At 71.1% G+C, this 18,192-nt stretch carries 15 protein-coding genes and 1 pseudogene; 7 read left to right on the plus strand and 9 right to left on the minus strand.

Annotated elements, in window-relative coordinates; genetic code table 11:
* Positions 1-23: 23 nt before the first annotated feature.
* Positions 24-848, minus strand: a complete 825-nt coding sequence (locus tag ACFVYK_RS05060; RefSeq protein ID WP_389768599.1) for a maleylpyruvate isomerase family mycothiol-dependent enzyme — start codon at positions 846-848, stop codon at positions 24-26.
* A 217-nt stretch (positions 849-1,065) separates the two neighbouring features.
* On the opposite strand from ACFVYK_RS05060, the gene ACFVYK_RS05065 reads away from it, so the two are divergent.
* Complete coding sequence (locus ACFVYK_RS05065) at positions 1,066-1,884, plus strand: carbon-nitrogen family hydrolase (protein WP_389768602.1); 819 nt, start codon at positions 1,066-1,068, stop codon at positions 1,882-1,884.
* Between the two features lie 4 nt (positions 1,885-1,888).
* On the opposite strand, the gene ACFVYK_RS05070 is transcribed toward ACFVYK_RS05065, so the two are convergent.
* From ACFVYK_RS05070 to ACFVYK_RS05085, 4 genes are all read right to left on the minus strand, one after another.
* Positions 1,889-2,401 carry an LURP-one-related/scramblase family protein gene (locus ACFVYK_RS05070; protein ID WP_389768604.1) on the minus strand — a complete coding sequence of 171 codons (513 nt, stop codon included), beginning with the start codon at positions 2,399-2,401 and terminating at the stop codon, positions 1,889-1,891.
* Positions 2,402-2,653: 252 nt separating this feature from the next.
* Positions 2,654-2,902, minus strand: coding sequence for a DUF6458 family protein (locus tag ACFVYK_RS05075; RefSeq protein WP_389768607.1), 249 nt, complete (start codon positions 2,900-2,902; stop codon positions 2,654-2,656).
* A gap of 124 nt (positions 2,903-3,026) precedes the next feature.
* Positions 3,027-4,325, minus strand: coding sequence for a M18 family aminopeptidase (locus tag ACFVYK_RS05080; RefSeq protein WP_389768610.1), 1,299 nt, complete (start codon positions 4,323-4,325; stop codon positions 3,027-3,029).
* A gap of 152 nt (positions 4,326-4,477) precedes the next feature.
* Complete coding sequence (locus tag ACFVYK_RS05085) at positions 4,478-6,304, minus strand: acyl-CoA dehydrogenase (RefSeq protein ID WP_389768613.1); 1,827 nt, start codon at positions 6,302-6,304, stop codon at positions 4,478-4,480.
* A 291-nt stretch (positions 6,305-6,595) separates the two neighbouring features.
* Here ACFVYK_RS05085 and ACFVYK_RS05090 point away from each other — a divergent pair, with 291 nt between their 5' ends.
* Both ACFVYK_RS05090 and ACFVYK_RS05095 read left to right on the plus strand, forming a co-directional pair.
* Complete coding sequence (locus tag ACFVYK_RS05090) at positions 6,596-7,078, plus strand: SseB family protein (protein WP_389768616.1); 483 nt, start codon at positions 6,596-6,598, stop codon at positions 7,076-7,078.
* A 135-nt stretch (positions 7,079-7,213) separates the two neighbouring features.
* A complete protein-coding gene (locus ACFVYK_RS05095; protein ID WP_389768618.1) occupies positions 7,214-8,194 on the plus strand; it encodes a pirin family protein in 981 nt (326 codons plus the stop codon).
* Between the two features lie 85 nt (positions 8,195-8,279).
* On the opposite strand, the gene ACFVYK_RS05100 is transcribed toward ACFVYK_RS05095, so the two are convergent.
* A complete protein-coding gene (locus tag ACFVYK_RS05100) occupies positions 8,280-9,194 on the minus strand; it encodes a Bro-N domain-containing protein (RefSeq protein WP_389768620.1) in 915 nt (304 codons plus the stop codon).
* Positions 9,195-9,268: 74 nt separating this feature from the next.
* On the minus strand, positions 9,269-11,449 hold the full coding sequence (locus ACFVYK_RS05105) for a SpoIIE family protein phosphatase (protein ID WP_389768623.1): 2,181 nt from the start codon (positions 11,447-11,449) through the stop codon (positions 9,269-9,271).
* A 155-nt stretch (positions 11,450-11,604) separates the two neighbouring features.
* Between ACFVYK_RS05105 and aspS the strand changes: the two genes are divergently transcribed.
* The 3 genes from aspS (at position 11,605) to ACFVYK_RS05120 (ending at position 15,274) form a co-directional block, all read left to right on the plus strand.
* Complete coding sequence (gene aspS / locus ACFVYK_RS05110; protein WP_389768625.1) at positions 11,605-13,368, plus strand: aspartate--tRNA ligase; 1,764 nt, start codon at positions 11,605-11,607, stop codon at positions 13,366-13,368.
* A 147-nt stretch (positions 13,369-13,515) separates the two neighbouring features.
* A complete protein-coding gene (locus tag ACFVYK_RS05115) occupies positions 13,516-14,496 on the plus strand; it encodes an intradiol ring-cleavage dioxygenase (protein ID WP_389768628.1) in 981 nt (326 codons plus the stop codon).
* 358 nt (positions 14,497-14,854) lie between these two features.
* Positions 14,855-15,274 (plus strand): hypothetical protein, encoded by a 420-nt coding sequence (locus ACFVYK_RS05120; protein ID WP_389768631.1) that lies wholly within the window; start codon positions 14,855-14,857, stop codon positions 15,272-15,274.
* 160 nt (positions 15,275-15,434) lie between these two features.
* Here ACFVYK_RS05120 and ACFVYK_RS05125 read toward each other — a convergent pair whose 3' ends face one another.
* Positions 15,435-16,112 carry a hypothetical protein gene (locus ACFVYK_RS05125; RefSeq protein WP_389768634.1) on the minus strand — a complete coding sequence of 226 codons (678 nt, stop codon included), beginning with the start codon at positions 16,110-16,112 and terminating at the stop codon, positions 15,435-15,437.
* A gap of 440 nt (positions 16,113-16,552) precedes the next feature.
* Positions 16,553-16,708, minus strand: a pseudogene (locus ACFVYK_RS05130) (PH domain-containing protein); the annotation flags it as partial.
* A gap of 114 nt (positions 16,709-16,822) precedes the next feature.
* On the opposite strand from ACFVYK_RS05130, the gene ACFVYK_RS05135 reads away from it, so the two are divergent.
* Entirely contained in the window at positions 16,823-18,166 is a 1,344-nt protein-coding gene (locus tag ACFVYK_RS05135; protein ID WP_389768637.1) for a polysaccharide lyase family 1 protein, read from the plus strand.
* The last annotated feature ends 26 nt before the right edge of the window (positions 18,167-18,192 follow it).

Here is an 18,192-nt window from a genome sequence, read left to right on the forward strand (position 1 = left end):
CGTGCCGCACCCGGAGGGGCCGGCTACCTGGTGACCGCGAAGTTGCGCAGAACGGCCGCCGTGAGCTCCGGCTCGCCCTCCGCCTTCACCCGGTCGGCCACCGCCTCCGCCGTCACCCGGCCGCAGGCCAGGCGGACGTACGTCTCCCAGTCGAGGGTGAACGCGGCGGCGGGCCCGAGCGCGGGGGCCGTCTCCAGGGTCCCGCGGCCCTGGATGTCGACGCGGATGGTGCGCAGGAACTCGATCGGCCCGTGCACGTCGAAGACGACGGCGGAGCTGCGCGGCGCGTCGGCCTTCTCGGCGACGACCGCGGGGAGCTCGGCGAGCAGCGCGTCCCGGGCGATGTGGGCGCCGGGGGAGTCGAGGTTGCCGGGACGGCCGAGAGCGGCGCGCAGATCCTGCTCGTGCACCCACACGTTGAAGGCGTGCAGCCGCATGGACTCCTCCAGCGTGAGCTCCGTGCCGAGCGGCCCGCGCACCATCGTCGTGGGCTGGCGCGACTCGTTGCGCAGCTGCCGGTTGCGGCGGATGACCGTGTACTCCAGCTCGGACGTCATCTCGGGGGCCGTGTGGTGGCGGCGCACGTCGACCTGCATCTCCATGTAGCGCTGCAGGTCGTTGGTGACGTGGAACAGGTCGCGGGGGAGGGTGTGGATGGGGCGCGGGTCGCCGTACATCTCGCAGTCCAGTCCGATGACGTGCGACACGATGTCGCGCACCGACCAGCCCGGGCAGGGCGTCCGGCCGTTCCAGTCCGCCTCCGCCAGCGGCTCCACCAGCTCGGATATCGCTTCGATGGAGTGGGTCCAGGCGTCGGCGTAGGGCTGGAGGGTGGGATGCAGACTCACGGAAACGGGACCCCTCGGCGATCGGTACTCGGGTGGGCTGTGGCGGCGTTGCCAGCGGGAGCCGGCGCTGTCGGCGGCGTCTCGGAACTCCCCCCGTGCTCGGCTGCGCTCGAATCGGGGGGAACCCCAAGTTACGCTGCTGTGAGGCACCCCGGCAGTGCTTTCGTGTGACGATCGTAGGCCCTGTGGACTACTCGAATGCCAGGACGGTGGTAGTGTGCGCGCCTCTCTGATCCAGATCGCCGTAGACGCGGGCGAATCGGTCGAATCGCGGCGGTCGAGGGTGGCCGAACTGGTCCGGGAACAGGCCGGGGCCGACCTCGTGGTGCTGCCGGAGCTGTGGACCACGGGAGCGTTCGCCTACGAGGAGTTCGCCGGCGAGGCCGAGTCGCTGGACGGACCGACGGCCCGGGCGATGGCGAAGGCCGCGAGCGACGCGGGCGTGTGGCTGCACGCGGGCTCGATCCCGGAACGGGCTCCGTCCGGCAGCGGCTCCGCCAAAGGCGCGGACGCCCTCTACAACACGTCTCTCGTCTTCTCCCCCTCCGGCGAGCTGGTCGCCTCCTACCGCAAGATCCATCGCTTCGGCTTCGACAAGGGCGAGGCCGTGCTGATGGCCGCGGGCGAGGACCTGGTGACGGTCCGTCTCCCCGAGACGACCCTCGGCGTCGCCACCTGCTACGACCTCCGTTTCCCCGAGCTGTTCCGGGCTCTCGTCGACGCCGGCGCCGAGACCCTCGTCGTCCCCGCGGGCTGGCCGGAGCGCCGCCGGGCGCACTGGACGCTGCTGGCCCGGGCGCGGGCGGTCGAGAACCAGGCGTTCGTGCTCGCGTGTGGAACGGCCGGGACGCACGCCGGAGTTCCGCAGGCGGGTCACTCGATCGTGGTCGATCCCTGGGGCGAGGTCCTCGCCGAGGCGGGGTCCGGCGAGGAGGTCCTCACCGTCGACTTCGACCCGGCGAGGACGGCCGCGACCCGCGAGCAGTTCCCGGCCCTCAAGGACCGGGTGCTCGGGCTGCGGCCACCGCGCCGGTGACCGGTCAGTCGTCCTGCCGCTCCTTGTCGGCCCGCTCCTTGTCGGCGAGGTGGATGACGCACACCGCCACCGCGATGAGCAGGGCCGTGTCGGCGTCCTCGCGCACGACGTCGACGCCGTAGGTCTCCCGCACGTGCAGCCACCGCCGGGAGACGACGGCCAGCAGTTCGCCGTCGTACTCGACCGCGAACTCACGGTCGAGGATCTTGCCGCTGACGTCGAGTTCGGTGCGGCCGTCCGCCAGGGCCACGCGGTAGTGGTTGCGCAGCAGCGACAGCCGCTTGCGCCGGATCGTGGCCAGCGGCTCGCCGTCCCGCTCGATCACCATGGTGTCCCGCAGGGCGAACATCTTCTGGTGGATGTCGACCAGAACGCGCCCCCGGGCGTCCTTCAGCTCGAAGGTGTCCCGCAGGCGCATCGCCTTGCCGTCGACGAGGTAGACCTTGTTGCCCCGGTCGTCCTCGATCCAGTAGTCGTCGCCGAAGCCGAGGAGCCGGTCGCGCACGAGGAGTCTCATACGGGTACTGCTTCCCCGGACCGGCGGACGTCTCCCGGCGGCGACGGATTTTCCCTGCGGGGTTGACCCGAGTGCGCCGGCCGAAGGCGTGCGGACGGGCGGGCGGCGCGGGTCTCGCCGAGAGACGGCAGCGGTACGGGCCCGGCGGGCACGCCCACCGGGCCTCAAGGGTCCGAGTCTTCACGGTACTCACACAAAGGCATCAGGTGTGCCGGGGTGCGGAACGCTCGAGTCGTCCTTCCCGCCGGTCCGTCAGACGCCGTAGCCGTCGCTGTATCCGTCGTGGGGACGCCGTTCCGTCTCGACCACCGTCGTCGAGGTGGGCGGCACCATGACCCGGCGGCGCCGGGCGATGCTGCTGAAGGTCGTCACACCGATCAGGCCGACGATCATCAGGATGACGCCGACCAGGTCGAGGTTGACCCCCTGCATGTGCCAGTCGGTCGCAAACGTGAGGATGGCTCCCACGGCGATGAGGATGATGCACCCGCCGAGGCCCATGATGTCGCCTCCCTGTCAGGATCACCGGTCGGTCCGGCTCCGACATCCGGGTACCCCCGCAGGCAACTACCATGCGGGGCACGGCTCCTGGGCCCGCCTGCGAGCCTGACCGGCGGGGGCCGGGCTACCCCTGCAGAAACGCCGTCAGGGCGTTGGCCAGCAGGTACGGGTCGGCGTCGCCGCACAACTCGCGCGCGCTGTGCATCGACAGGATGGCCACGCCGATGTCGACCGTGCGGATTCCGTGCCGGGCGGCGGTGATCGGGCCGATCGTCGTGCCGCACGGCATCGAGTTGTTGGAGACGAAGGTCTGGAACGGCACGCCGGCCCTCTCGCAGGCGGCGGCGAAGATCGCGCGGCCCGTGCCGTCCGTCGCGTAGCGGTTGTTGACGTTGACCTTGAGGATCGGCCCGCCGTTGACCCGCGGATGGTGCGTCGGGTCGTGCCGCTCCGCGTAGTTGGGGTGGACGGCGTGCCCGGTGTCGGAGGACAGACAGACGGTGCCCGCGAAGGCTCTCGCCCGGTCCTCGTACGATCCGCCGCGCGCGAAGACCGAACGTTCCAGCACACTGCCGAGGAGCGGGCCGTCGGCGCCCGTGTCGCTCTGCGAGCCGTTCTCCTCGTGATCGAACGCGGCCAGCACCGGGATGTACGGCAGGTCCTCGCCGCCGGCCGCCACCGCCGCCAGCGCCGCCGTCCCGGCGTGCACGGACAGCAGGTTGTCCATGCGGGGTCCGGCCACCAGCTCCTCGTCGCGGCCCAGGTAGGCGGGCGGCTCCACGGAGTGCACCATCAGGTCCCAGCCGGTGACCTGGCCCGCGGTCAGCCCGGCCTCCTGCTCCAGGAACGAGATGAGATCGCCCTCGCGCACGTCGCCGCCCAGTCCCCAGACCGGCTGGAGGTGGCGCTGCTTGTCGAGCTTGAGGCCGTCAGCGTTGACCGACCGGTCGAGGTGGATGGCGAGTTGGGGGACGCGCAGCAGCGGACGGCCCACGTCCACCAGGTGCGTCGTGCCGTCGCGCAGGGTCAGCCGACCGGCCAGGCCCAGGTCGCGGTCGAGCCAGGAGTTCAGCAGCGGTCCGCCGTAGATCTCGACCGCCACCTGGCGCCAGCCGTGCGCGCCGGTGTCGGGCTGCGGCTTGACGCGCAGGTTCGGGGAGTCGGTGTGCGCGCCGATGATCCGGAACGGCGTGTGCGGCGCGGCGCCCTCGGGCACGTGCCAGGCCACGATCGCACCCCCGCGCAGCACGTACTTGCCGCCGTGCGTCCCGTCCCAGGCGTCCGTCTCCGACACCTGCCGGAAACCGGCCTTCTCCAGCCGCTCGGCCGCCGTCGCCACGGCGTGGTACGGCGACGGGCTCGCCGTCAGGAACGTCATGAGGTCGTCGGTGTGGCCGCGGTCGAAGCGGGAGGGTTCGCTCATGGGGTTCACCTTAACGACGTACGAGAGCCCGCTCCCGGCGATGGGAGCGGGCCCTCGTGAGGACAATGTGGAGTGCTGCGCGGTGGCGCCCTGCGCAGGGCCGCGCAGGTGTCCAGCTGGTCCGGATGGGTCCGGGTGGGTCCGGTTGGGTCCTAGAACGCGGCCTCGTCCAGCTCCATCAGGTCGAGCTCGACGCCCTCGGCGACCTTGCGGGCCAGCGTGACGCCGGGCAGGACGTTGGCCGCGAAGAACTTCGCCGCCGCGATCTTGCCGGTGTAGAACGCCCGGTCCTTCGCGGAGGCCGTCTCCAGCTTCTCGGCCGCGATCGCCGCGCCCTTGAGGAGCAGGTAGCCGACGATCACGTCACCGGAGGCGAGCAGCAGGCGCGTGGTGTTCAGGCCCACCTTGTAGATGTTCTTGACGTCCTGCTCGGTGGCGGCGAGGTCGGTCAGCATCAGGCCGACGATGGCCTCCAGCTCGACGGCGGCCTTGGCCAGGTGCTCGCGGGCCCCGGACAGCTCCTCGCCGCCGGTGCCGAGCGCCAGGAACTTCTTGATGTCCTCGGCGAGGGAGTTGAGCGCCGCGCCCTGGTTGCGGACGATCTTCCGGAAGAAGAAGTCCTGGCCCTGGATCGCCGTGGTGCCCTCGTAGAGGGTGTCGATCTTGGCGTCGCGGATGTACTGCTCGATCGGGTACTCCTGCAGGAAGCCGGAGCCGCCGAAGGTCTGCAGCGACTGGGCGAGCTGCTCGTAGCCCTTCTCCGAGCCGTAGCCCTTGACGATCGGCAGGAGCAGGTCGTTGAGCGCGTGCTCGGTCCTGGTGTCCTCGCCGGCCGCCTCCTTGACCGCGATGGCGTCCTGGATCGAGGCCGTGTAGAGGACGAGGGCGCGCATGCCCTCCGCGTACGCCTTCTGCGTGATCAGCGAGCGGCGCACGTCGGGGTGGTGGGTGATGGTGACCTTGGGCGCGGCCTTGTCCATGAAGTTCGCCAGGTCGGGACCCTGGACGCGCTCCTTGGCGTACTCCAGCGCGTTGAGGTAGCCGGTGGAGAGCGTGGAGATCGCCTTCGTGCCGACCATCATGCGGGCGAACTCGATGATGCGGAACATCTGGCGGATGCCGTCGTGCTTGTCGCCGACCAGCCAGCCCTTGGCGGGATGCCGGTCGCCGAACGTCATCTCGCACGTGTTGGAGGCCTTGAGGCCCATCTTGTGCTCGACGTTCGTGGCGTAGACGCCGTTGCGCTCGCCCAGTTCACCGGTCTCGAAGTCGAAGAGCGTCTTCGGGACCATGAAGAGGGACAGGCCCTTGGTGCCGGGGCCGGCGCCCTCGGGGCGGGCCAGCACGTAGTGGAGGATGTTCTCCGACATGTCGTGCTCGCCGGACGTGATGAAGCGCTTGACGCCCTCGATGTGCCAGGAGCCGTCCTCCTGCTGGACCGCCTTGGTGCGGCCGGCGCCGACGTCCGAGCCGGCGTCCGGCTCGGTGAGGACCATCGTGGAGCCCCACTGCTTCTCGACGGCGATCTGCGCGATCTTCTTCTGGACGTCGTTGCCCTCGTCGAAGAGGATGCCGGCGAACGCCGGACCGGAGGAGTACATCCACACGGCCGGGTTCGCGCCGAGGATCAGCTCCGCGTACGCCCAGATCAGCGACGGCGGGGCGGTGGTGCCGCCGATCTCCTCGGGCAGGCCCAGACGCCAGTACTCGGAGTCCATGAAGGCCTGGTAGCTCTTCTTGAACGACGCGGGCACCGGCGCGGTGTTGGTCTGCGGGTCGAAGACCGGCGGGTTGCGGTCGGCGTCCGAGAAGGACTCGGCCAGCTCGTTCTCCGAGAGGCGGGTCAGCTCCTCCAGGATGCTTTTCGCGGTCTCGGTGTCCATCTCCTCGAACGGGCCGGTGCCGTACAGCTTGTCGCGCCCGAGTACTTCGAAGAGGTTGAACTCGATGTCGCGGAGATTCGACTTGTAGTGCCCCATGGCGACGGCTCCGGCTCCCTAGAGAGATCGGCGAGGCACTGGATCCTCGCGCTAGTTCACGTACCAACAAGTAGCTACCGATGATGCTACCCGTCGGTAATAAGCCGCAACCCCTACTCGGCCAAGTGTGAGAAGGGTCTAGTCGACCGGAGCCGCGACGGGCTCGCCGGCAGCCGAGGGGCCGTGGTCGACGACGGGACAAGGGGGGTGCGCGGCCCACGCCCCTGACTACCGTGGGGTATTGATTCCCCTGCCGCTCGTCGCCGGGCTCGTCTCGGTACGCTTGCGCCCATGTACGGATACGGGCAGCCCATGGACGGGGGCGCCGCACAGCAGCAGTACGCCCCGCCGCAGCAGCAGATGCCCGGCGGTCACGGCGGTTACGGCCAGCAGGCGCCGCTCTATCCGGAGCCGTCCCCGCCGTCCCTCGCGGACGCGGTGCGGGCCTTCACCACCGGTCAGCTGGCCGCCGAGGACTTCCAGCAGGTCTTCGCGACCTCCAAGGTGTACTGCCCGCGCGGCGACAACCCCGGCTTCCTCGCCCTGCACAACACCCAGCAGCCGGTGATCCCGATGTTCACCAGTCTCAAGGAACTGCGCCGGTACGCCGGCAAGGAGTCCAAGTACTTCGTGATCACCGGCGCCGAGGTGATCGACCTGCTGCCCACCGGGTACGGCTTCGTCCTCGACATGGAGGGCGAACACCGGATCGTCTTCGACGCCAAGGCCGTCGAACAGATGGTCGAATTCGCGATGCGCCGGATGTACGGCTGAGGTTTTCCAGGTCCTGTCCCGCCCTGCCGGCGGGAGCGCCCGGAGGGAATGCCCTCCGGGCTTCCGTCGTTACGGGTGGCAGAAAGTTCAACGCTCAACTAAACTGGGACGTACGTCGCCCAAGGAGGTACGGACATGCCCGCAGTGACCGTCGAGAACCCGCTCACCCTGCCGCGCGTCGCGGCAGCGGCCGACGCGGTCGCACGTCCCGTGCTCACCGTCACGACCGCGCCCAGCGGTTTCGAGGGCGAGGGCTTCCCGGTGCGCCGTGCGTTCGCCGGGATCAACTACCGCCATCTCGACCCGTTCATCATGATGGACCAGATGGGCGAGGTGGAGTACGCGCCGGGCGAGCCGAAGGGCACGCCCTGGCACCCGCACCGCGGCTTCGAGACCGTCACCTACATCATCGACGGGATCTTCGACCACCAGGACAGCCAGGGTGGCGGCGGCACCATCACCAACGGCGACACCCAGTGGATGACGGCCGGCTCGGGCCTGCTGCACATCGAGGCCCCGCCGGAGTCCCTGGTCATGTCCGGCGGTCTCTTCCACGGCCTGCAGCTGTGGGTGAACCTCCCGGCCAAGGACAAGATGATGGCCCCGCGCTACCAGGACATCCGCGGTGGTCAGGTGCAGCTCCTCAGCACCCCCGACGGCGGCGCGCTGCTGCGCGTCATCGCCGGCGAGCTGGACGGACACGCGGGCCCGGGCATCACCCACACCCCCATCACGATGGTCCACGCGACCCTCGCGCCGGGTGCGGAAGTCACTCTTCCGTGGCGTGCGGACTTCAACGGCCTCGCGTACGTCCTGGCCGGCCGCGGCTCGGTCGGCGCCGAGCGCCGCCCGATCCACCTCGGTCAGACGGCGGTCTTCGGCGCGGGTTCCTCGCTGACGGTCCGCGCGGACGAGAAGCAGGACGCGAACACGCCCGACCTGGAGGTCGTCCTCCTCGGCGGGCAGCCGATCCGCGAGCCGATGGCCCACTACGGCCCGTTCGTCATGAACACCAGGGACGAGCTCCAGCAGGCCTTCGACGACTTCCAGAAGGGGCGGCTGGGCACCGTCCCGGCGGTCCACGGAATGACGGAGAGCGGCCCGCAGACCGCCTGATTTCCGGTACCTTGCGAGAAGGCCCGAAGCCGCAAAGTTGGTTTGCGACTTCGGGCCTGCCTCTTTCACCGCGCCCGGCGTCTTGCTAGGGCAGCACGTAGACGGGCGCTCCCTCCGCCGTGCAGCCCGTCTGCCGCACGCACCCCCGCTTGAGCAGCAGGCGCAGACAGTCGTGGACGCGTTCGTGCGACAGCCCGGTCCGTCGGGCGATCTCCTCGACGCGGTAGCGGGCCTCGCCGCGCACCAGCGCCGGTGCGAGGAGGGCCGCGACGGCGTGCACGTCATCCGTGACGACGAGGTTCTTCGCCCTCCAGGCGGCGAGCACCGCCTGGGGTGTCAAGGCCGCCTCGCTGACGGTCCCGGAGCGGCGGGCGGGACGGTGGAGGGCCGCTGCGATGTCCTGCAGGCCGTGGTTGATCTGCCGGAGCAGGTCGTTGCGCTCTTCGGCGAAGGCCGCCAGCCTCTCGTCCGTCCGCATGTTGCGCTCTTCGAGCCGCACGAGCGCGTCGACGACCTGATCCGGCATGACGTACGCGGTGCGTCCGGCGGGGGCGGGTTGCACGGGGGCCGGTTCCAGGGAGTAGGAGCCCTCTTGCTGGATGGTGGCGACGACTTCGGAGACCCAGAGCTTGAAGGGCTGCGCCTCCGGTTTGGTGCAGCCGTTCACGAGCTGGATGAGTCCGCGGAGATTCACCATCTTCATGGACTTCTTAAGGCGGTGACCTGCAATGTTGCATGAAGCGTCGGCTGTACCGACGCTTCGTGCAAGATCGTCGAGGGATGTTGTGTGCTGTTGCGCAACCCGGAGACGCAGCGCGTCCCGGGTGTTCGCGTAGCCGAGTTCGGTGGCTACGTCCACGGCCGGGAACCAGTGCGTGCCGTCCGGCGTGGTGAGCCTCCGTACCCGCGCCCCTGTCGCCGCGAAGACGAAGTCGTTGATGTCGATCGCGTCCTGCCGTGCCGCCGATCGGGGCGGCGGTGTGTTGTTCTGCTCGTGCATCGAGCATCACCTCCGCCTCGGAAACTAGGCATATGCCGAGACAACGGGCGTCCGTAGCACGGATGTTCATCCTTTTAGGGGAGCGGAGGCGTCGACTCCGCGGTTTTGCCCGGGTCTTGCGGCTCATAGAGCTCGAACCAGATGCTCTTGCCCTCGCCCCGCGGGGCCACCCCCCAGGTGTGCGCGAGGAGTTCGATGAGGACCAGGCCGCGGCCCGAGGAGGCCATTTCACCGGGTCGGCGCATGTGCGGGAGGTCGTCGCTGGTGTCGGTGACCTCGATGCGCAGCCGGCGTTCGCCCGGCGTACCGGTGACCTCGGCGACGAGCAGCGCGTCGGCGTCGGTGTGGACGAGGACGTTGGTGAGGGTCTCGGAGACGAGCAGCACCGCGGAGTCGATCTGGTCCTCGCAGGCCCAGTCGTGCAGCAGCTCGCGCACCTGCTGCCGGGCGACGGCGATCCGCTCGGGCTCGGCCTGCGCGACCGTCAGCATCGAACGGCGCACGAGCCGCCGCGGGGGCAGGGTGACGGCGCCCGGACCGCAGCCGCCCTCGCCCGGGCGGCACAGGAGCAGGACGGCTATGTCGTCCTCGCGGCGGTCGGCGAGGGGGCCGGTGGTGTGGTGCGAGGAGGGGCCGTGGACCGCCTGGACCAGGGCGTCGGCCAACTCCTCCAGATCGCCCTCGTGCGCCTCCAGGGTCTTGCGGACGCGCTGCCAGCCGGTGTCGAGGTCGTGGCCCCCGGTCTCCAGGAGGCCGTCGGTGCACAGCATCATCGTCTCGCCGGGTTCCAGGACGAGCCGGGTGGTGGGGTAGTCGGCGTCCGGGTCGATGCCCAGGGGCAGCCCGCCGGCGGTCGCCCGGACCAGCACCGTTCCGTCGGCCATCCGGATCGCCGGGTCCAGATGGCCGGCCCGGGCGGCTTCCAGGACCCCGGTCGCCGGGTCGACCTCGACGTAGAGACAGGTGGCGAAGCGCAGATCGGCGCCCCCGTCCGCGTCGGCGAGGCCGTGCAGGAAGCCGGAGGCGCGGGAGAGGACGGCGTCGGGGCGATGCCCCTCGGCGGCGTAGGCCCGCAGCGCGATGCGCAGTTGGCCCATGAGTCCCGCCGCGCGCACGTCGTGGCCCTGGACGTCGCCGATGACCAGGGCGAACCGGCCTCCCCCGGGCTTGGTCCGGGAGGCGCCGCCGGGCAGCGGGATCATGTCGTACCAGTCACCGCCGACCTGAAGGCCGCCGCCGGTGGGAATGTAGCGGGCAGCCAGCGTCATGCCCGGTATCTCGGGGCCGAGGGTCGGCAGCATGGAGCGTTGCAGGCCGTCGGTCAGCTCGCGCTGGTTCTCCGCCGCGCTCGCGCGGGTGAGCGCCTGGGCGAGCATCCTGGCGACCGTCGTGAGCACGGACCGCTCGTCCGGGGTGAAGGCCACCGGGTAGGCGAAGGCCGCCATCCACGCGCCCATCGTGCGGCCCGCCACGGTCAGCGGCAGGAAGGCCCACGAGTGACGGCCGAAGTGCTCGGCCAGGGGCCAGGTGAGGGGGTAGCGCTCCTTGTACCGCTCGGGCGAGGACAGATAGACGGCCCGTCCGGTGCGGACGACCTCGGCCGCCGGATAGTCCGTCTGCAGGGACATCTGGGTGAAGGGGGCCTCGTCGCTGGGCTGCTGTCCGTGGTGGCCGATGATCGTCAGCCGGTCCCCCGTGACGCCGAAGACGGCCAGTCCGTCCGGTGAGAAGCCCGGCATCGACAGGGCGGCGGCGACCCGCAGCACCTCCTCGGTGGACCGCGCCTCGGCCAGCGCCCGGCCCGCGTCCAGCAGAAACGCCTCGCGTGAGCGCCGCCAGTCGCCGGTGACGGCGGTCCGTCCGGCGGCCGTGCCCGGAGTCGGCTCGGTGACCTCCTGAAGGGTGCCGATCAGCTCGTACGCCTTCTTCGCCGGGTCGAACGACGGCTTCGAGCGGCTGCGGACGACCCGCACGACCCGCCCCCGGTCGTCCATGATCCGGATCCGCACCTCGGCGAGGGTGCCCTCGGCGACGGCGAGCTGCACCACTCCGGTGATCTCGTTCCAGTCGACGGGGTGCAGACGGGCCCGGGTCTGTGCCTCCGTGAGGACCGTCTCCTCGGCGGACAGCCCGAGCAGCCGGGCCGCCTCGGCGTCGACCGTGACCAGCCCGGTGGCGGTGTCCCAGTGCCACACGCCGGTCGCGAGGGAGACAAGGACCTCCCCCACGGCGGGCAGCGGCTCGCCAGTGCGCATTGCCCCACTTTAAGAAGAGGAGAACGAAGAGTGCCACTGATCACCGGCGCCGCTGCCGCCCGGTAATGGTGGGAGGCGATCACTGGGTGCCCGGTACGCTGGGGGTTGTTTCACGTGAAACGTGCCCCCGATCCGCGAAGACTGGATGAACGACGATGCATCGGTACAGGTCCCACACCTGCGGCGAGCTCCGCGCCTCTGACGTCGGCAGCGACGTCCGGCTGAGCGGCTGGCTGCACAATCGGCGCGACCTGGGCGGCATCCTCTTCATCGATCTGCGCGACCACTACGGCATCACTCAGCTCGTCGCCCGTCCTGGCACGCCCGCGTACGAGGCCCTCGACAAGCTGACCAAGGAGTCGACGGTCCGCATCGACGGCAAGGTCGTCTCGCGGGGCGCCGACAACGTCAACGCGGACCTGTCGACCGGTGAGGTCGAGGTCGAGGTCGGCGAGGTCGAGCTGCTGGGTGCGGCCGCTCCGCTGCCCTTCACGATCAACGCCGAGGACGGGGTCAACGAGGAGCGGCGCCTGGAGTACCGCTTCCTGGACCTGCGCCGGGAGCGCATGCACCGCAACATCATGCTGCGCACGGCGGTCATCTCGGCCATCCGGCACAAGATGACCGCGCTGGGCTTCAACGAGATGGCGACGCCGATCCTGTCCGCGACCTCCCCCGAGGGCGCCCGCGACTTCGTCGTCCCGTCCCGGCTGCACGCCGGCAGGTTCTACGCCCTGCCGCAGGCCCCGCAGCAGTTCAAGCAGCTGCTGATGATCTCGGGCTTCGACCGCTACTTCCAGATCGCCCCCTGCTTCCGTGACGAGGACGCCCGCGCGGACCGCTCGCCGGGCGAGTTCTACCAGCTCGACGTCGAGATGAGCTTCGTCGAGCAGGAGGACGTCTTCCAGCCGATCGAGAAGCTCATGACCGAGCTGTTCGAGGAGTTCGGCGGCGGCAGGCACGTCACCTCGCCGTTCCCCAGGATCCCGTTCCGCGAGTCGATGCTGAAGTACGGCTCCGACAAGCCGGACCTGCGGGCCCAGCTGGAGCTCACCGACGTCACCGACGTCTTCGAGGGGTCGGAGTTCAAGGCGTTCGCGGGCAAGCACGTGCGCGCGCTGCCGGTGCCGGACGTCTCCGCCCAGCCCCGGAAGTTCTTCGACCAGATGGGTGACTTCGCGGTCTCGCAGGGCGCGAAGGGTCTGGCCTGGGTCCGTGTCGCCGAGGACGGCTCCCTGACCGGCCCGATCGCCAAGTTCCTGACCGAGGCGAACGTCGCCGAACTGACCAAGCGCCTGTCCCTGGCCGCCGGACACGCGGTGTTCTTCGGCGCGGGCGAGTTCGACGAGGTCTCGAAGATCATGGGCGCGGTGCGGGTCGAGGCCGCCAAGCGCGCCGGGCACTTCGAGGAGGGCGTCTTCCGGTTCTGCTGGATCGTCGACTTCCCGATGTACGAGAAGGACGAGGAGACCGGCAAGATCGACTTCTCGCACAACCCGTTCTCGATGCCGCAGGGCGGCCTGGAGGCCCTGGAGACCCAGGACCCGCTGGACATCCTGGGCTGGCAGTACGACATCGTCTGCAACGGCGTCGAGCTGTCCTCCGGCGCGATCCGGAACCACGAGCCCGAGATCATGCTCAAGGCGTTCGAGATCGCCGGCTACGACCGCGAGACGGTCGAGGAGAAGTTCGCCGGCATGCTGCGCGCGTTCCGCTTCGGCGCCCCGCCGCACGGCGGCATCGCGCCCGGCGTCGACCGCATCGTCATGCTGCTGGCCGACGAGCCGAACATCCGCGAGACCATCTCCTTCCCGCTCAACGGCAACGCCCAGGACCTGATGATGGGCGCGCCGACGGAGCTGGAGGAGGCCCGGCTCAGGGAATTGCACCTGTCGGTGCGCAAGCCGCAGCCCAAGTAGCGGCGAAGCCGCTGCGCGGCGATCAGGGGCGTGCGAACGCCGAGTGGCCCGGAATCGACGTCGATTCCGGGCCGCTTTCGTTTCCCCCGGGAACTGACAGCTCGCGCCCATGCTCCTGACAGGTTGCCTCCCTAGCGTCCCGGCCTCATGACGGAAACCCAGAAACCCCACAGTGAACGGGCAGTGACGCGACGCAAGGTCGTGGCCGTCGCCGCGGGCGGCATCGCGGCGGCGGGACTGGGCGGCACCGCCTTCGCGACGAGCGTCGCGGCCGGGCAGGGCGGGCCGACCGGGGCCGGCGCCGACGCGGAGGCCTGCTACCGCCTCACCTCGGAGACGGTCGAGGGCCCCTACTACATCGACGCCGACAAGCTCCGCCGGGACATCACCGAGGACCGGGAGGGCATCCCGCTCCTCCTCTCCCTCAAGGTGATCGACTCCGACACGTGCCGACCGATCCGGAACGCGGCCGTCGACATCTGGCACTGCGACGCGGCCGGCGTCTACTCCGGCTATGAGAACCAGGGCAACGGCGGCGGGGGCGGCGGCCCCGCGCCCACCGGCCGGCCCCCGACGGACGAGCCCCCGACCGGCGCACCCACCGGCGCGCCTTCGGGGGGCGGCCACCAGGAGCCCACCGACGACGCCCGCTACCTGCGCGGCACCTGGCGGACGGACCGGCACGGCCAGGTCGCCTTCCGTACGGTGTTCCCGGGCTGGTACCGCGGGCGGTGCGTCCACGTCCACGTCAAGGTGCATGTGGACGGCGAGTGGACCGACGCCGGATACGAGGGCGGCCACACCTGTCACACCGGGCAGTTCTTCTTCGACGAGGAGTCCGTCCTGGCCTCGGCGGCGGTGGAGCCGTACGCGAGCAACACCGCCGAGCGCACGACCCTCGCCGAGGACACGATCTACGACCAGAGCGGCGTCCAGGGCGGCCTGCTGCGGTTGCGCTACGACCGGCGCCGTATCGCGAAGGGCGTCCAGGCGGCGATCACGGTCGGGGTCGACCCGGAGGCGACGCAGGACGGCCAGGGCCGGCCGCCGCAGGCCGGCACGTCGGCGTCGGCGTCGGTCTCACCGTCACCGTCACCGTCACCGTCGGCTTCGGCTTCGGTTAGCTGAGCGACCGGGTCCGCGTCCGGAGCCGGGTCCGAGTCCGCGTCCGGGCCCGGGTCCGCGTCCGGGTCCGGGTCCGGGTCCGGGTCCGGGTTCGGGTCCGGCTCCGCGTCCGGCTCCGGGTCCGCGTCCGGGTCCGGGTCCGGCTCCGGGTTCGGGTCCGGCTCCGCGTCCGGGTCCGGGTCCGGGTCCGGGTCCGGCCACCGTCGTCCACCTCGGGCGGCGGTGGCCGGCTCGCCCTGGGCGACCTCACCGGGGGCCCACAGGAAATCCCGGGGCGCGCCCACAGCGGCCTGCCGTCTCATGGAGGAACGGGGCGGACGAAGGGCCGACGAGGTCGGCGGGGCCAGGGAGGAAGCCGGCGATGGGGTCGACGGGATTCGTGATCACGCTTTCAGCGCTGCTGATCGCCGGCGCGGCGGCGGCAGCGGTGGCGGCGCGGCGCCGGCCCCGGCGCGAGCGGCCGCCCTCCGGCCTGGACGCGGAGGCCGAGGCCAACCACTGGCTGGTACGGCTGACCGGCGGACTGGTCCCGCCGGGCGTGCGGGCGTGGGCGACGGCGGACGAGGCGGCGGGCCGCTCCCTGACGCACGCGGCCGAGTGCCACCGCGAGGCGCGGGCCCGGCTGGCCGCGGCCCGTACGGCGGCGGAGTACGCGGAGGCGACCCGGCTGGCCAAGGAGGGGCTGGAACATCTGCGGGCAGCGCACACGACACTGGGCCAGGACCCGCCGCCGGCGCCGCTCCCGGCGTCCGAGGCGGCGAGAACCGTGGGCGCACTCTGAGGCGGACGACGGCCGGCCCCTCCCGGCGGGACGGCGGCGCGGCGCGGAGTCGCGAGACGCGCACGACGGTGTCGACGAGCCGGCCGGGGCGCGTGCGCCCCGGCACGGACGAGACGGTGAGCGAGGCAGTGGCGCAGGCGGGGGCTCGCCGCTCGGTGGCTCATCCGTCCGGTGACGCGCCCTCCTCCAGCAGGCGCTCCGCGATGTCCGTCGACCAGGACTGGGCCCAGGACCGCAGGACGGCGATGTCGGGTTCGGCCAGCCCGTACTGGGTGAAAGCCGAGTCCGGGTAGTGGTCCGTGCCTTCCAGCCGCGCCTGCAGGGTGGGCAGGTCGAAGTCGTCGCGGGCGTGCCGACGGGCCGCCTCCTCCAGGTCGGGATGGGTGAAGAGGGCGTTCGCCGCCCGCGCGTCGATCAGGTCGACGGCCAGTCCTCGGTCGTACAGCGCCCGGATCTTCGTGCCCACCGCGTCCTGCGGGGCGAGGGCCGGGCCGCAGGGCGTCGGCACGGGCGGGCTCCAGAAGGTCTCCTTGTGCAGGGCCAGTCGCAGAGCCGTCCCGGTGGCGCGGTCCCGCACGGACAGGTGCGCGGACAGCGGGTCCAGGTCCCCCAGCGCCGCCTCGTGGCGGCCCAGGGACGTCAGCGCGGAGGCCAGCGCCTCGGCCAGCAGGGGCATCGGCTCCGCGCTCTCCGTCGCCAGGTCCACGTTGTCGTGGGGGCGTCGCAGCAGCCCGTGCGCCTGCAGCGCGTAGCCGCCGGCCAGCACCCAGGAGGCCGTGGGAGCGGTCATGCCGAAGATTTCGGCGAGGAGGCGCAGGTGGGGTCGAAGAAGGTCCACCGAGTAGTCGTAGCAGGTCCACCCGGTGCGTGGGGCCCGGCACACGCGGCCCGGCCGACGCGGGGACGGGTCGCGAGGTCGGGGGCGAGGCGGGGGCGGGGCGCGAGGTCCGGGCGAGGCGGCGGTGGGCCGATAGGTTGTGGCCGAGGCGGGGGTGGGTCGCGAGGTCGCGGGCGAGGTGAGGGCCGGCGAGGCGGGGGCGGGTCGTGAGGTCGCGAACGGGGCGAGGTCCGGCGAGGTGGGGACGGGTCGGGAGGTCGCGGGCGAGGTGAGGGCCGGCGAGGCGGGGGCGGGTCGCGAACGGCCGAGGCGAGGCCCTCGCGCCTCGTGCGCCCTGGTCCCGTCGGCATTCCGGGCCCGCGCGCACCCCTGGTCCCGTCGGCATTCCGGGCCCGCGCGCACCCCCAGTTCCGTCGGCCCGCCCGGCTCCGGCCCCAGGCCTACTTCGCGACGAACTGCGCGAGGATGGCCTGCACCTCGTGGACGTCGACGCCCTGGGTGAACGTCTTCTGGATCGGCGTCGGCGTGCCCGAGACCCAGATCTTCAGCTCGGCGTCCAGGTCGAAGGCGCCGGCGGTCTCAACCGCGATGGGGGTCCCCCTCTGGGGGCGGGTGAAGAGTCGGGAAGAAAATTCCGCCGGCGCGGCAACTCTTCACGGGGCGGCGACCACTGACAGGTCGTAAGCCCGCTCCTCCCGTAAGGATCCCCCGTGGCAGCTCCCTCCCACCGCCGGTCCCTCCGCTCGCGCCGCGTCCTCGTGGTCACCGCCGCCGCCGTGGCCGCCGGTGTCGGCGCCGGCGTCGTCGTGATGAACGCCAGCGCCGGGACCGTCGACCTGTACCACCAGACGCTCGCCGCGAAGGACGGCTGGGCCTCCTCCGGCACGGGCACCACCGGTGGCGCCCAGGCCGACGCCGCGCACACGTTCACCGTCTCCACGCGCGCCGAACTCGTGAAGGCCCTCGGCTCGGCCGGCGACACCACGCCTCGGATCATCAAGGTCAAGGGCACGATCGACGCCAACACGAACGACGCGGGCAAGAAGCTGACCTGCGCGGACTACGCGGCGGGCACCGGCTACTCGCTGTCCTCGTACCTCAAGGCGTACGACCCCGCCGTCTACGGCCGGTCGAAGCTGCCCTCCGGCGCCCAGGAGAAGGCTCGCGCCGCCGCCCAGACCAAGCAGGCGAAGAACATCGTCTTCAAGGTGCCGGCCAACACCAGCATCGTCGGCGTCCCCGGTACGGCGGCCGGGATATCAGGCGGCATGCTGCAGATCCAGAGCGTGGACAACGTCATCGTCCGCAACCTCGACTTCACCGCCACCGAGGACTGCTTCCCGCAGTGGGACCCGACCGACGGCGACGACGGCAACTGGAACTCCAACTACGACTCCGTCACCCTGCGCGGCGCGACCCATGTGTGGGCCGACCACAACACCTTCAGCGACGCGCCCCACCTCGACAGCGCCAACCCCAAGTACTTCGGCCGCGAGTACCAGATCCACGACGGCGCCCTGGACATCACCAAGAGCTCGGACCTGGTGACCGTCTCGCGCAACCAGTTCACCGACCACGACAAGACGATGCTGATCGGCAGCAGCGACAGCGAGCCCGCCGGCAAGCTGCGCGTCTCCCTCCACCACAACGTGTGGAAGGGCATCGTCCAGCGCGCCCCGCTGGCCCGGGTCGGCCAGGTGCACATCTACAACAACTACTACGACGTCACGACCCTCGACGGCTACGCGACGCAGTACAGCATCAACTCCCGCGCCAAGGCCCAGGTCGTGGCGGAGGGCAACTACTGGAAGGTCCCGGCGGGCGGCAAGGTCGCCAAGCTCCTGAGCGGTGACGGCACCGGCTCGGTCAAGGGCTCCGGCAACCTCGTCAACGGCACGGTGACCGACGTGGTCGCCGCCTACAACGCGGTGTCGTCGAAGAAGCTGAAGACCACCGTCAACTGGACGCCCACCCTGACGGCGGGCCTGGAGACCTCGGCGAAGAACCTGCCGACGGCCCTGGCGACGACGACGGGCGCGGGCGTCCTGAAGTAACCCCCCGACTCGCGAGGGCCGGGTGA

It is taken from the genome of Streptomyces sp. NPDC058291, from assembly GCF_042880855.1.
Taxonomy (GTDB): domain Bacteria; phylum Actinomycetota; class Actinomycetes; order Streptomycetales; family Streptomycetaceae; genus Streptomyces.